Origin of the sequence: Bacteroides sp. AM41-16, from assembly GCF_003603495.1 — a bacterium.
Classification (GTDB): Bacteria; Bacteroidota; Bacteroidia; order Bacteroidales; family Bacteroidaceae; genus Bacteroides; species Bacteroides uniformis.
The window spans coordinates 134653-149350 of sequence record NZ_QTNE01000009.1; the positions used below are offsets into that span (position 1 = coordinate 134653).

11 protein-coding genes and 1 tRNA gene are annotated in these 14698 nt (G+C 42.8%); 8 read left to right on the plus strand and 4 right to left on the minus strand.

Going from position 1 to position 14698, the window contains the following annotated elements:
• Window positions 1-26 precede the first annotated feature (26 nt).
• The 5 genes from ffh (at window position 27) to DW896_RS10355 (ending at window position 5713) form a co-directional block, all read left to right on the plus strand.
• Entirely contained in the window at window positions 27-1349 is a 1323-nt protein-coding gene (gene ffh / locus DW896_RS10335) for a signal recognition particle protein (protein WP_005831559.1), read from the plus strand.
• Window positions 1350-1360: 11 nt separating this feature from the next.
• A complete protein-coding gene (gene folD, locus DW896_RS10340) occupies window positions 1361-2242 on the plus strand; it encodes a bifunctional methylenetetrahydrofolate dehydrogenase/methenyltetrahydrofolate cyclohydrolase FolD (protein WP_005831560.1) in 882 nt (293 codons plus the stop codon).
• 7 nt (window positions 2243-2249) lie between these two features.
• Complete coding sequence (locus DW896_RS10345; protein ID WP_022402007.1) at window positions 2250-3395, plus strand: CapA family protein; 1146 nt, start codon at window positions 2250-2252, stop codon at window positions 3393-3395.
• 90 nt (window positions 3396-3485) lie between these two features.
• Window positions 3486-3559, plus strand: a tRNA-His gene (locus DW896_RS10350).
• A gap of 459 nt (window positions 3560-4018) precedes the next feature.
• On the plus strand, window positions 4019-5713 hold the full coding sequence (locus DW896_RS10355; RefSeq protein WP_008664938.1) for a B12-binding domain-containing radical SAM protein: 1695 nt from the start codon (window positions 4019-4021) through the stop codon (window positions 5711-5713).
• 61 nt (window positions 5714-5774) lie between these two features.
• On the opposite strand, the gene DW896_RS10360 is transcribed toward DW896_RS10355, so the two are convergent.
• Together DW896_RS10360 and DW896_RS10365 are read right to left on the minus strand one after the other, a co-directional pair.
• Complete coding sequence (locus DW896_RS10360; RefSeq protein WP_119993200.1) at window positions 5775-7277, minus strand: glutamine synthetase family protein; 1503 nt, start codon at window positions 7275-7277, stop codon at window positions 5775-5777.
• A gap of 141 nt (window positions 7278-7418) precedes the next feature.
• Window positions 7419-8420: a beta-ketoacyl-ACP synthase III gene (locus DW896_RS10365; protein WP_009038178.1), complete on the minus strand. Its 1002-nt coding sequence runs from the start codon at window positions 8418-8420 to the stop codon at window positions 7419-7421.
• A gap of 306 nt (window positions 8421-8726) precedes the next feature.
• Between DW896_RS10365 and DW896_RS10370 the strand changes: the two genes are divergently transcribed.
• Window positions 8727-10640: an LruC domain-containing protein gene (locus DW896_RS10370; RefSeq protein ID WP_009038177.1), complete on the plus strand. Its 1914-nt coding sequence runs from the start codon at window positions 8727-8729 to the stop codon at window positions 10638-10640.
• Between the two features lie 38 nt (window positions 10641-10678).
• Here DW896_RS10370 and DW896_RS10375 read toward each other — a convergent pair whose 3' ends face one another.
• On the minus strand, window positions 10679-11311 hold the full coding sequence (locus DW896_RS10375; protein WP_005831576.1) for an AraC family transcriptional regulator: 633 nt from the start codon (window positions 11309-11311) through the stop codon (window positions 10679-10681).
• A 41-nt stretch (window positions 11312-11352) separates the two neighbouring features.
• Window positions 11353-12228: an AraC family transcriptional regulator gene (locus tag DW896_RS10380; protein ID WP_005831578.1), complete on the minus strand. Its 876-nt coding sequence runs from the start codon at window positions 12226-12228 to the stop codon at window positions 11353-11355.
• A 552-nt stretch (window positions 12229-12780) separates the two neighbouring features.
• On the opposite strand from DW896_RS10380, the gene DW896_RS10390 reads away from it, so the two are divergent.
• Together DW896_RS10390 and DW896_RS10395 are read left to right on the plus strand one after the other, a co-directional pair.
• Entirely contained in the window at window positions 12781-13395 is a 615-nt protein-coding gene (locus DW896_RS10390; protein WP_119993203.1) for a TetR/AcrR family transcriptional regulator, read from the plus strand.
• Window positions 13396-13490: 95 nt separating this feature from the next.
• On the plus strand, window positions 13491-14597 hold the full coding sequence (locus tag DW896_RS10395; RefSeq protein WP_007480249.1) for a site-specific integrase: 1107 nt from the start codon (window positions 13491-13493) through the stop codon (window positions 14595-14597).
• Window positions 14598-14698 lie beyond the last annotated feature (101 nt).

Genomic DNA, 14698 nt, shown 5'->3' on the forward strand with positions numbered 1-14698 from the left:
TAATTTAGTAATTGTAATTAGATACTATGTTCGATAATTTAAGCGAGAGACTTGAAAGGTCGTTTAAAATTTTGAAAGGTGAGGGCAAAATCACCGAAATCAATGTTGCGGAAACCCTGAAAGACGTACGTAAGGCACTTTTGGATGCCGACGTGAACTATAAGGTAGCCAAAAACTTCACCGATACCGTTAAGGAAAAAGCCTTGGGACAAAACGTGCTGACAGCCGTTAAGCCCAGCCAGCTGATGGTAAAAATCGTACACGATGAACTGACCCAGCTCATGGGCGGCGAGACTTCTGAAATAAACCTCGACTCCAAGCCTGCCATTATCCTAATGTCCGGTTTGCAAGGCTCCGGTAAAACAACTTTCTCCGGAAAGCTGGCCCGCATGCTGAAGAGCAAGAAGAACAAAAAGCCGTTATTGGTGGCTTGTGACGTGTACCGTCCTGCCGCTATCGAGCAGTTGCGTGTACTGGCTGAACAGATTGACGTACCGATGTACTCGGAACCGGACAGCAAAAATCCGGTAGCCATTGCCCAAAATGCCATCCAAGAAGCCAAAGCCAAAGGTTACGACCTTGTAATTGTCGATACAGCCGGTCGTCTGGCAGTGGATGAGGAGATGATGAACGAGATTGCCGCCATCAAGAAGGCCATCAATCCGGACGAGATTCTGTTCGTAGTGGATTCAATGACCGGTCAGGATGCAGTGAATACCGCTAAGGAATTCAACGAACGGCTCGACTTCAATGGTGTAGTATTGACCAAACTGGATGGTGATACCCGCGGTGGTGCCGCCCTTTCTATCCGTTCGGTGGTAAACAAGCCCATCAAGTTTGTAGGTACCGGTGAAAAGCTGGATGCCATCGACCAGTTCCATCCCTCACGTATGGCCGACCGTATTCTCGGTATGGGTGACATCGTATCTTTGGTGGAACGTGCGCAGGAACAATATGACGAGGAAGAAGCCAAACGCCTGCAAAAGAAGATTGCCAAGAACCAGTTCGACTTCAACGACTTCCTGAGCCAGATTGCACAAATCAAGAAAATGGGTAACTTGAAGGAACTTGCCTCCATGATACCGGGCGTAGGCAAAGCCATCAAGGATATAGACATTGACGACAATGCCTTCAAGAGCATTGAAGCCATCATCTACTCCATGACTCCGGAAGAACGCAGCAATCCGGCCATTCTGAACGGTTCACGCCGCCAGCGCATTGCCAAAGGTAGCGGTACGAATATTCAGGAAGTAAACCGCCTGCTGAAACAGTTTGACCAGACCCGCAAGATGATGAAGATGGTCACTGGCAGCAAGATGGGTAAGATGATGCCGAAACTTAAAAGATAAGATAACAGCCTATGACACTGATTGATGGAAAAGCAATTTCAGAGCAAGTAAAGCAAGAGATTGCAGCAGAAGTAGCCGAAATAGTGGCTCGTGGGGGTAAACGCCCGCATCTGGCCGCCATTCTTGTAGGACACGATGGAGGTAGCGAAACCTACGTTGCCGCCAAAGTAAAAGCATGCGAAGTTTGCGGATTCAAGTCCTCACTTATCCGTTACGAGGCAGACGTTACCGAAAAGGAACTGCTCGCCAAGGTACGCGAATTGAACGAGGATGCGGATGTGGACGGTTTCATCGTACAGCTTCCCTTGCCCAAGCATATCTCCGAGCAGAAAGTGATTGAAACCATCGACTACCGCAAGGATGTGGACGGCTTTCATCCCATCAACGTGGGACGGATGTCCATTGGCCTTCCCTGCTATGTATCCGCTACTCCCAACGGTATCCTCGAACTGCTGAAGCGCTATCAGATAGAGACTTCAGGCAAGAAATGCGTGGTATTGGGACGCAGTAACATTGTCGGCAAACCCATGGCTGCCCTGATGATGCAGAAGGCTTATCCCGGCGATGCCACAGTGACCGTATGCCACAGCCGCAGCAAAGACCTGGTAAAGGAATGCCAGGAAGCGGACATCATCATTGCTGCGTTGGGACAACCGAACTTTGTTAAGGCGGAAATGGTCAAGGAAGGCGCTGTCGTTATTGATGTAGGTACTACCCGTGTGCCCGATACCTCCAAGAAATCCGGATTCAAGTTGACCGGTGATGTGAAATTCGACGAAGTAGCTCCCAAATGTTCATTCATTACCCCCGTACCGGGAGGCGTAGGTCCCATGACCATCGTTTCCCTTATGAAGAATACATTGCTCGCCGGCAAGAAAGCAATCTACCAATAACAAGGCGATGAAAACGCTCGCCGTCTTCATTGTTGTCCTACTGTATAGCGTAACCCTTTCCTCGCAGGAAAGGATTACGCTATTATTTGTCGGCGACCTGATGCAGCACCAGGCACAAATAGACGCTGCACATGTATCTGAAGGAAAATATGACTACTCCTCCTGCTTCTCCCTCATAAAAGAGCAAATATCCCAGGCAGACCTCGCCATAGGAAATCTGGAAGTCACATTGGGGGGCAGGCCCTATCGGGGCTATCCTATGTTCAGCGCCCCCGATGAATATCTTCAGGCCATAAAGGACGCCGGATTCGATATTTTACTGACAGCCAACAACCACTGTCTGGACCGTGGAAAAAAGGGAATGGAGCGTACCATACAATTGCTTGACTCCTCCGGTATTCGTTACGCAGGCACCTACAAGAATCTGTCGGAGCGCAGGCAACGCTATCCCCTGTTCATCAACAGAAACGGCTTTCGCATTGCCCTACTCAACTATACTTACGGCACCAATGGTATCAAGGCTACCTCTCCCAATATCGTAAACTATATTGATAAGAATACCATCCTGCAAGATATCCAAAGTGCCAAGGCACGCCAACCGGATGCCATTATTGCCTGCATGCATTGGGGAGAGGAATATCAGTCCCTTCCCAACCGTGAGCAACGCGAACTGGCCAACTGGTTGCTCCAACAAGGCGTAACACATATTATCGGTTCACACCCTCACGTCATTCAACCGATGGAACTACGTACCAACGGTACCGAACAGCACATCATAGTCTACTCCTTGGGAAACTTCATTTCCAATATGAGCAAGGCCAACACTGACGGCGGCCTTATCTTCACTTTGCAGTTGGAGAAACATCCTCTCCCCCAACCCACCCGTCCCTCTTACACCGGTCAGAGTCAGACGCCCCTGCCAGACTCCAATCCTCTGCCTTTTCCATACTGTCGTGTTTCCTATTGTGGATATAATCTGGTCTGGACCGGCCGGCCGGAACTTACTAAAGAAAAAAATTACATTCTTTATCCTGCCAGTTTTCCTACAGAACATTTAACGCCGGAAGCTCGTAAACACCTGGAAATCTTTGTCAAAAGCTCTCGAAAGCTGCTCCAGCAGCACAATATAGGTATCTACGAGAAGAAAAAATAATGCAGAAATCTCAAAAATTTTCGTCTCATTCTTTGCAATATTAAAGATTATCCCTATCTTTGCACCGCATTTAAGAAATGCACTAACATGGTGGCTGTAGTTCAGTTGGTTAGAGCGTCAGATTGTGGTTCTGAATGTCGTGGGTTCGAGTCCCATCTGCCACCCGCAAAGAAGAGGAAATTCGAAAGAATATTCCTCTTTTTTTGTTATTGTCCAAACAATCCCCCAAAGGGAGGCAACGTGGAATCAATGTAAAAAATTGTAGGGATACTCCTCACAGAGTATCCCTACATCATAGGAAGGAATCAATTACCTAAACCAGTCCTTGTACAAAAGAGTTTACTTTCTCAAAATGTTCAAAATAGCTGGAAACTTATTCCGATATTTTGCATTCTGTATCAATCACACTTAATAGTACTTCCTTCCTTACTTTATCAAGCCAGTGATAAGACAACCCGTTATCACCTTATAGAAATAAGAATACAAAAGAAATATTTCATCTTTCAAAGAACATTCTATACCAACACTTTACTATTTTCGATTTCCGTCATGCAAATATAACCCTTTTTGTTTATACGAAAAGCAAAATCAGTTATCTTTGCAAAGATGAAACTCAATTAAACATGAAAATTCTTTGGATAGACCTCAATAGCTCGTATGCACACTCTTCGTTGGCACTCCCTGCACTGCACGCACAAATAGCAAAAAACAATTCCGTAAAATGGGAAATCGTATCTGCCACCATCAATGAAAACGTAGGAATGATTGTCGACGAAATATACCGGCACCAACCCGACATCATTGCCGCAACAACATGGTTGTTCAACCACGAACAACTGTTGCACATAACAGCGAGATTAAAAGCATTGCTTCCCAATAGCTGCTTCATCTTGGGCGGACCTGAATTCTTAGGAAACAATGAAGACTTTCTGCATAAAAACCCTTTCATCGACTGCGTATTCAGGGGAGAGGGAGAAGAAGCATTCCCCCAATGGCTGTCTTGCTGGAACCAGCCGGAAAAATGGAACAGTATTCCGGGACTCTGCTATATGAATCCTCAAAAGCAATATATAGACAACGGCATAGCCCGTGTACTTAACTTTTCCCGGCTCGTACCACCGGAAAACAGCAGTTTCTTCAATTGGAGCAAACCATTCGTACAACTGGAGACTACCCGAGGCTGTTTCAACACATGCGCATTCTGCGTCAGCGGTGAAGAAAAACCGGTGCGCACACTGTCCATTGAAAGTATCCGTGAACGCCTTCAAATTATCCACAGTCATGGAATAAAAAACGTACGCGTCCTCGACCGGACCTTTAATTATAATCCGCGCCGTGCTAAAGAATTACTGCAACTTTTCCTGGAATTCAACCCGGACATATGCTTTCACTTAGAAATACACCCTGCACTATTATCCGAAGAGCTGAAAAATGAATTGAAAAAGCTACCTAAAGGATTGCTCCATCTCGAGGCCGGTATTCAAAGCCTGCGCGAACCGGTCCTCCAGAAAAGCCGTCGGATGGGAAGCCTGGAGGACTCACTGCAAGGTCTTCGTTTCCTATGTTCCCTACCCAATATGGAAACACACGCCGACCTCATTGCCGGCTTGCCTCTATACCGCCTATCCGAAATATTTGAAGATGTGCGTACACTTGCCGGATACAATGCCGGCGAGATACAGCTTGAATCCCTGAAGTTACTTCCCGGCACAGAAATGAGAAGAAGGGCGGAAGAACTAGGCATCCGATATTCTCCTCTCCCCCCTTATGAAGTGCTTCAAACAAATGAAATCAGTGTCAACGAGCTTCAAACAGCCCGGCAACTGTCACGTCTTCTGGATGGATTCTATAACACAACTGCTTGGCAAGCCATCACCCGCAAGCTGATTCTGGATGACAACGACTTCCTACGTCGCTTTCTGGAATTTTTAATCGATAAAAATCTTATAGACCAGCCCATGAGCCTGGAAAAGCGAGGCCTCGTACTCTATGAATTCTGCAGTATGCATTATCCGGCCTATAAAATCATGGTCACCATTGCCTGGATAGAGGCAGGCATGTCATTAAAGAAAAAACCAGCAGAGAAAGTCAAGACCAAGCGCCAGATGCCACCGGAATATTGGGAAGTCATCTATGGAAACTACAAAGAAAGCCTCCGCTTATGTTTTCTACCCATTGACGACAATACCCAAAATGGTTATTGGTTCGGCTTCGAATCGGAAATACAAAAAGCAGAACCAGTATTCAAAGCCAAAGAAATAATGGAGAGGTGTCAAAATACACAATCACCGCAGATTAACACAGATAAAAGTTCTTGATTATCAGAAATTCTATAGCAATCTGTGTAACCTGCGGTGAGTTATGCCCTCATTTCTTCTCCTATCCGCAGTGGAAATACTTCTCGACCAGTTTCAGCATCTCCTCCGGACTGTCTTGTATCTCTGCACGCAAGGTTCTATCCTCGTAAGAACGCAGTTTGGAAATAACCCCATCAACCATTGCAGGACTGAACACATGATATTGCTCAAAGACAGCACGCTGTCTTTCCAAACAATCGGCAGAAGCGGCACAACTATCAGGAAGCTGTTCCAGTTGTTTCAACTTATCTTCATTTTCTTTCTTGTGGATATTTACATTGACATATGTTTTTTCTGCAATTCCTAAAGCATCGTCTATCTCAAATCCATAACGGCAAGCTACAGCAAGTCCGGCAATCAATTGATACAAATCGGCCGAACCGTCAGGCGAACGCATTTCCACCGTCTGTTTCTGTGTAGTATCATAATGACTTGGGGTCTCCAACGGATTTGCCAACATGCACATATCCGTTTTTGCCGACCAGCCCAACGGAACGCGTACCAATACCGAACGGTTGCGGTCGCCCCAGCAAATGTTGGTCGGTGCTTCCTGATGAGGAACCAGACGAAAATAGGAAGTAGGATTTGTATTACCGAAAGCTGTAATGGAAGAAGCCAGCTTCATCATGCCCGCAATGGCCTTACAGGCTGTTTCAGAAAGTGCCCCATCTTTCAGCATCTGGTTCTGCCCGTCCTTCATGATACGCATATGTATATGTAATCCGGAACCGGCTTTTCCTGCCGTGATTTTCGGTGCAAAAGTAATGTTATATCCATACTGGCTAGCCAGATTACGAATAACCCATTTTGCTATCACCAGTTGGTCAGCAGCCTCCTCGGCACGCACCGGCAGGAACTCTATTTCATTCTGCTCATAAATCTTATCGTCCAGCGTAAAATTACCGACTTCAGAATGCCCATACTTTATCTGTCCGCCTGCCTGCGCAATATATGACATACATTCCGTACGGAAATCATTGAACTTGGCATAAGGGGCCGATTCGTGATAACCACGCTGATCGGTAGCCGGGAACAATCCGTCATTTTCAGAAATTACATAATATTCCAATTCTCCCATAGCCTGAAATTCCATCCCCGTAACCGTAGTGAATGCCTGACATGCCTTACGCAGGGTATATTCCGGAGAACTTTCCAGCGGTTCACCATCCTTATTGAAATAAGAACAGAGCATTGACAGTGTGGGCAATTCAGAAAAAGGGTCTATAAAAGCGGTCCGGAAACGCGGCACTACATACAAATCACTGCTACCGGCCTCTATAAACGGAAACAAGCTGGAACCGTCTACGCGTTCACCACATGTAAGTATGGCATCAAGGTATGCCTCATTATTGATGACAAAGTTCAGTGTCTTCAGTCTCCCGTCTGCCGCAGGATACATGAAGTTCACCATACGAATGTCGTTCTCCTTTATATAGGAAACAATGTCTGCTTTCGTAAATTCGGAAGCCGGTTTTTGAAGGGCAGCCACCAATAGATTGGGGCTCATGGATAATTCCTGGTTCATAATACGCTGGTTGTTTTTAGTTTTCTATATGGTTAACAAAACACATGCAATTTTCTGTCACAATAAAAAACTGCTGTTTCGCAAAGATACTAAAAGTTGTATCAGAAAAGAAACAAACAACCTAAATCTTATCAGTGAGCCTCAACCTTTTCCGTCGTATCCCCACTTCACGTAAATAGCTCCCCAGGCAAATCCTGCTCCGAATGCTGTAAAAATCAGTTTATCCCCCTTTTTCAGCTTATCCTCGAAATCCCATACACACAATGGAAGCGTGCCGGCACTTGTATTTCCATACCGTTCTATATTGACCATTACCTTTTCGGGAGATACTCCCAAGCGTTGCGAAACAGCAGTAATTATACGCATGTTTGCCTGATGGGGAATCACCCAGTCAATGTCCTCCTTCGTCAAGTGATTCCTCTCCATGACTGCCTCACAAACATCCGCCATATTGGCCACAGCATATTTAAAGACTGTACGTCCTTCCTGATAAATATAATGCATCCGATTGTCCAGTGTATAGTAAGATGGAGCACATACGGAGCCTCCCGCTTTGATATGTAAAAAAGGCAGACCTTTCCCGTCTGTTCTCAATACGGCATCCATTACTCCCATACCTTCCCGGGTGGGTTCCAGCATGAAAGCGGCAGCACCGTCACCAAAAATCGGACAAGTGGCACGATCGGTATAATCAATCACCGACGACATTTTATCAGCCCCTACTACAATGACCTTCTTGTATTTTCCCGAACGGATAAAATTGGCTCCAGTTTCCAATGCATACAAAAAGCCACTACAAACAGCCTGCATATCAAAAGCAAAAGCATTCTTAAGCTTTACTCTCTCACATAATATGGATGCTGTTGAAGGAAAATGATAATCGGCCGTTGTAGTGGCCACAATCACCAAATCAATATCATCAGGATTAGATTTTGTACGTTGCATTAATTGTTTTACAGCTTTACGGGCCATATACGAAGTCCCCAATCCTTCTTCGTGCAAGATACGTCTTTCCTTTATACCGATACGCCCCATTATCCACTCATCTGTCGTATCTACCATTTTGGATATTTCTTCATTGGTCAGAATATAGTCAGGAACATACCCTCCCACTCCCGTAATTACTGCATTTATTTTCTCCATTAATTCTAGCTAGTTTAGTATTGGAATCGGCTCAAAGATAATATTCTTAAAACGCCGAGCGCAAATATACTGAAAAGAGGGTAAAATCCAATAAAGGAAGAACAAAAAGACACTCCCGACAAACTATCACATGGATATACAAAAAAAATCAACTGTCCTTTTTCTATCATTCTTTTGTCAATTTTGTATCAATGAGTTTGAGCAATACAGACTAAATTTGCATAATAAAATGTATCGGGCATTTAAAGAGCTAGTAACTAATCAAAAATACATACAAATAAAATTAACATAACATTTTTATATCTTATGAAACAAAACCGCTTAATTAGTATTGGGACTTTCATTTTAGTGCTTGCACTTTCAGGCCTTATGACAGGTTGTATGGAGAAAGACGTATACGACCCGAATCGTAAAAAAGAACCTCTTCCTGACCCGGATAAATATTTCGGCTTTGAGATGCGCAGTGATGTCCGGCTTTCTGTCAACTATGACATTTACGGGTTTACTCCTTTGATAGAAATTTACGGTGAAAATCCGATGGAAACAGTGGAAGGTACGCCGATAAAGAAAGAGGGTATAGAAGCCTTGTTCAAAACCTATACCGACAACAGCGGTAAGTATGAGGGAAAAATGCAGCTTCCTACCTATCTTAATAAAGTTTATTTATATACTGCGACATGGGGATTGCCGGGATGCATAGAACTTGAAATTAAAGACAATGTTGTCATTTTTGACATGTCGGCAAAATCAAATCCTAAAACAAAGTCTGTCACTCGCGCTTCGTCTGATGTACCTTATTTAGTAAACAAATCCCAAAATCTATACTCACTGTGCTATTGGGGAGAAGGAGGTCAGCTGGACAGCCAATATATGACAAAGGAAAAAAATATTGGTGATGAAAGTGTTTTGGATTTGACAGACCGGATGAAAACATTCTTCAATAAAGGCGGACAAGACAATTCAAAATTACTTGGTAATGGAAAAACTATTAATATTTCGATAAAGGAGGACAACACCGCATTAAATCTCATTTTTCTCAATCGAAGTGCAAGTTATAATAATACTTTCGGATATTATTTTTATAAAACCGGAACGTCCGTCGATGTAGACCAAGTGAGGAAATACATTATATTCCCCAATGTGTCTTTTGACTGGTATGGCGGCCAAATATTGATTTTAGAATCCGGAAATAAAGTTCGTCTGCTTTACTTCGATGAAGACGGCCAAGCCCATGATACATTCCCAGCAGGATATACAGTAGGCTGGTTTCTTTATGCCGACGGTTTTAAGAACGGTTATGGAAATAATTTAGAAGATTATCTTAAATTGCCTGATTTATATAATCCATACGATTCAAATCTTCGCACTTCCAATCCCAAAAACAACATGCCAGCCTTTGTCTCTGTTAAAGACCCCAAAAGCGGCAAGACGATTCTTGGAGCAGAAGATGGTGTAAATCAAAGCTACTGTGACCTTTTATTTTATGTAGATGCTACTCCGGGAAGTTCTATTGACGATCCTGAAAGGCCGTCTATTCCCGATGAAGGTGATAAAGAAGAACCAAAACCCGATGAAGATGAAAATGTTACCGGCACACTGGCATTCGAAGATATTTGGCCTTCCGGTGGCGATTATGACATGAATGACGTAATTGTAGAATACGAACGCAAAGTCTATTTCGACAAAAAGAATATAGTAACGAAGATCGTTGACGAATTCACTCCGGTACATGATGGCGCTACATATGTTAACGCATTTGCCTATCAGATAGATGCAGCACAAATTGGCGATAAAATCACTTTGCCGGAAGGTGCAATATTGGAAAAAGAGACTTCGTCCATTATCGTAATGTCCAATGCCAAACAGAATATAGGCAATAAATATGTAGTCACCAGAGAATTCAACGGTTCTTTCCTAAAGAATCAGCTATTGTCCTATAATCCATACATCATCGTAAAATATTCACAAGGAGAACAGAATCGCACAGAGGTTCATCTGCCCAAACACAAAGCTACAGCTTATGCCAATCAGTCATTGATTGGCAGCAATGATGATGCTTACTATATCGACCGTAAAGGAGCATATCCATTTGCTATCGATATACCGATGCTAGGGTTTACCCCGGTAACAGAAAGGAACAGAATTGACAGCCAATATCCCGGTTTTACTACATGGGCAAAATCAATGGGAAATGACTGTAAGGATTGGTATAAAAAATAACAGAACAAAAGACAATGAATCATGTGTGGAGTGCCCCCTTATTCGGACGCTCCACCTGTTTTTTTTTGAATTATTGCATATTGACTTGGAGAAATATTATATTCTGCCATGAAACACCTGGAAAAATAAGAAGGATTGGAATAGCCTACCATATACATTACTTCCGATACAGTGAATCTGCCTTGTAATAAAAGTGTAGCGGCTCTTATCATCCTAACACGCCGAATAAGGCTTACTGGAGTAACCCCCGTCAACTGTTTAATCTTTCGATACAACAGTTTTCGATTCATTCCCAACAGTTGACAGAGCATAGCAACATTAAACTCTGTATTTTCCATATGCTCTTCCAACACTGAAACAAGCTTGTTAAGCCAAATTCGTTTCAATTCCAGTTGTCTGTTTTCCAATGGTTTGCATGAATCCATTTTCTCCAATTTTAATATTCCTTCTAAGATCTGTTTGGCTTGTAGTGAGTCCATACCAACTTGATTTTGCAAAGCCTGCAGTTCATTTTTATCTGGTAAAGACACAATAATATTAATTAAGACTCCAGTATCATTTTCCTCACATCTTATGTCAACCTGGCCTTGATATAGATTAACAAATTTGGGAATTAAATGTAACCCCACAAGAGCGATTATTTCATCTATTATTTTAAGATATTCTTTCATATCTTTCTTGCCTTTTGGTATAAGTACAAATTATCCAAATATCAGACAAACATTCTCTCACGGTATTCTGACGGAGTAGTGCCTGTATGCTTACGAAAAAAACGTGTCATCGTAGAATTCGATTGAAAATTAGTTCGTGAAACCACTTCCTTTATTTCAAGATTGGAGTCTTTCAATAAGACTTTTATCTCAAGTATGGTATATTCCACAATCCACTCTTTAGCCGAACGACCAGTATTATCTGTTATTAACATTGTCAGATATTTAGGTGAGATACACATCTTATCTGCATAAAATGCCACATCACGACTTATAGTATGATACTCTATAACCAAATAAAAGAATTCAAAAACCTGCTTCTCTTTACGTACAAACTTCACGGAAGCCATAGCCTTGGGGTTACTCTTATAGCCCACATACAAGTCCCAATAATAAACCCTCAATAAATACATCACCGATTCCCTCCTAAGAAAGGCACAAGATAAATCTACACGGCATGACAATATATGACAGAAATGAACAAAGCGCTTATACTCTTCTTCACTGAGCGGAGAGCTATAATATTTCCTCATATAGAAAAAATAGTCAAGTGTAAGCCTACCCAGCCCATTAATGGTATCCATAAACAATTTCTTTGGTACTTTAAAGAAAATAACGGCAAAGTCTGTACTGATTTCGGTTATACTTGCCAACTGATAAGGAAAAATAGTTATCAAATCATTCTTCACAACCCTGCGTTTATTAGAAAACACATTAAAAAGAGCAGAGCCTCCGGTACAAACTCCATTTATCCCTTCTTCTAGATATGTCGGAATCCCGTCAAGAGGCAAATCAATTACCTTTGTATAAATATTGAACTCCTCTAAATCAAACACACCACTTGAAAAAGGCCTATTATCTTTTGTAGCTTTTACCATATTTGTTTTAAATATTATGCTAAGTTACAAAAAAAAATCATTTTTAGATTATTTGTTCTAAAATTGCACATATATACTGAAGTTCAGTCAAAACTAAAGTATAAATTCTTATTCTATAAAGGGCTAAATAATATCCGATAGGGCAGAGATAATGGAATAAAAAAAGTCCCACAAATCGTTGAATTTATGAGACTTACCTATTCATTATCCAGTTAGTTCAGCGGAGAGACAGGGTTTTGAACCTACAACTCTAACCGCTTATATTTCAGCTACTTCGCTTTCAAAATTTCAAATAGGTAACGAAACAGTAACGATTTTCAGATGTTGGGCTTGTCCAACTTTGACCGCTGTTTGTCTGCCTAACTTTCGGGTTCAAAGATACGGCTTTCTTTTGAAACTCGCAAATATCTGATAATAAATATTTTTGGGTTAGTGCAAGGTGCAAGCTATATATATAAATATATACTTGCACCTTGCACTAAAAAAAAGCACTGGGGTACAAATGGTTAAAACAAAATCCGTATCTTCGTAACCGATTAAAAACAAACGTGTATGATAATAACTAACCGTGAAGAAGTAATAGATAAAGCGTTCGGCGTATTTGTCAGGATGAACTACGAGAAAGCAAGCATCATCACGCTTGCCAAAGCCTGCGGGGTGACAAAAACGGGTATCGTTTATTATTTTCCGCACAAGTTGGATTTATTCATGGCTGTGGCGGACAAATACGTGTTGCAAATGCACGAACCGGAAAACAAGTTTGCCGCTCCTGCCGATACGTTGACGGAGTTCATCGGGCAATACGTGGCGGGAGTAGCCGCTTCCATAAAAAGGATTGTTGAACTGATTGGCGATAATAGCAGCCCGCATGATTGTAGTCCTAACTTCTACTACTTTCATTTCCTGTCACAAGTGCGCATGTACTATCCGGGTATCAGGCAGAAAATTGAGAAAATCTACCGACAAGACTATGACCTATGGGAGAAAGTCATACAGAAGGCAAAAGAAAGCGGGGAAATCAGGAGCAACACGGACGTGAAGAAAACGGCTATCTTGTTCCGGCAAATGTTTTTAGGACTGTCATACGAACAAGCATTTCTGAACGGTCTGAACGTGGACGAACTGGCAGAAAATTTTCGCCATATCTATTCGCTGCTTAAAGCCTGATACTCTTTTGTTTTTTTAACCTCTATTATTTTTGAACAGATGTTCAAAAAGTGATATTTTTATCTTATCTTTGGAGCGAAGCAAAATTCAGCGACATGGATAAGGTTCAGAAACAGAGAGGAAGCATCGTTCTGTACAAGGAAGAAAGAAACGGTGCGGACTACATACGGATAGAGTATGTAAACAGTCAGGCTGTCGCCCTGCTGCTCGCCCAAGATACGGACGTGGAAAAGACAGGCAATAGTTCTGCCTACATACCTGCCACCGCTTTTAAACTGCCGGATTTCTATGACCGCTATTCGCCCCACGCCTATATTGATTACAGCCGGGTTTACGTGCGGCATCCCAAACCTAAAAGGGAATACATACTGCCGAGAGGCTACCTCGAACTGCTGGAACAGAAGCGGTACAGCCTTTCCACCATAAAAGCCTATAAAATCTATTTCAGCGACTTCATGGAATACCACAAGGGGCAAGACCTTGACCTGCTGACGGTCGAGGACATAAACAGCTATATGCTCCACATGGTAAAGGAAAAGCACATATCCGCCACCCAGCAGAACATGCGCATCAACGCTATCAAGTTCTATTACGAGAAAGTCCGGAAAGGCAAGCGGCAATATTATGGCGGGATAGCCCGTGCAAAAGAGTACAAGGCATTGCCCGAAGTATTAAGCCGGGAAGAAATGAAAAGCATCTTTGCACAGTTATCCAATCGGAAACACAGGTGCATGATTTCTCTTATTTACTCTGCCGGACTACGCCGAAGCGAACTTCTGAACCTGACACCCCAAGACATCATCAGCGAACGGATGCTAATCAGGATTGCCGGAAAAGGCAAGAAGTGCAGGTATTCCCTACTGTCGGAAAAGCTGCTCAACGAACTAAGGGCTTACTACCGGGAATACAGACCGCAAAAATGGCTTTTTGAGGGCGAACAGGCAGGCGAACAATACTCGCCCAGCGCATTGGTTAAGATATTGAAAGAAGCGGCAAGGAAAGCCGGAATAAAGCATCGGGTACACCTGCACATGCTCCGGCACACGTTCGCCACCCACCTGCTGGAACAAGGGACAGACCTAAGAACCATACAGGAACTTATGGGACATACCGATATAAAAACAACGGCAATTTATCTGCACGTATCGAACGCCTATAAAGCAAAAATCCCCAATCCGCTGGATTGTTTGGATGATGATTAGACAATGATTTAATAGTGAATAGGAACTACACCATAAGGTGCGTTTATCGAAAAATTATCAGTAATTAAATAGTGTAACATTATGAATATATATGAAATTGG

Coding starts and splice junctions, on each gene's coding strand:
- folD (WP_005831560.1), top strand. CDS start 1,361: ATGACACTGATTGATGGAAAAGCAATTTCAGAGCAAGTAAAGCAAGAG.
- DW896_RS10395 (WP_007480249.1), top strand. CDS start 13,491: ATGGATAAGGTTCAGAAACAGAGAGGAAGCATCGTTCTGTACAAGGAA.
- DW896_RS10390 (WP_119993203.1), top strand. CDS start 12,781: ATGATAATAACTAACCGTGAAGAAGTAATAGATAAAGCGTTCGGCGTA.
- DW896_RS10345 (WP_022402007.1), top strand. CDS start 2,250: ATGAAAACGCTCGCCGTCTTCATTGTTGTCCTACTGTATAGCGTAACC.
- DW896_RS10365 (WP_009038178.1), bottom strand. CDS start 8,420: ATGGAGAAAATAAATGCAGTAATTACGGGAGTGGGAGGGTATGTTCCT.
- DW896_RS10355 (WP_008664938.1), top strand. CDS start 4,019: ATGAAAATTCTTTGGATAGACCTCAATAGCTCGTATGCACACTCTTCG.
- DW896_RS10375 (WP_005831576.1), bottom strand. CDS start 11,311: ATGAAAGAATATCTTAAAATAATAGATGAAATAATCGCTCTTGTGGGG.
- DW896_RS10370 (WP_009038177.1), top strand. CDS start 8,727: ATGAAACAAAACCGCTTAATTAGTATTGGGACTTTCATTTTAGTGCTT.
- ffh (WP_005831559.1), top strand. CDS start 27: ATGTTCGATAATTTAAGCGAGAGACTTGAAAGGTCGTTTAAAATTTTG.
- DW896_RS10380 (WP_005831578.1), bottom strand. CDS start 12,228: ATGGTAAAAGCTACAAAAGATAATAGGCCTTTTTCAAGTGGTGTGTTT.
- DW896_RS10360 (WP_119993200.1), bottom strand. CDS start 7,277: ATGAACCAGGAATTATCCATGAGCCCCAATCTATTGGTGGCTGCCCTT.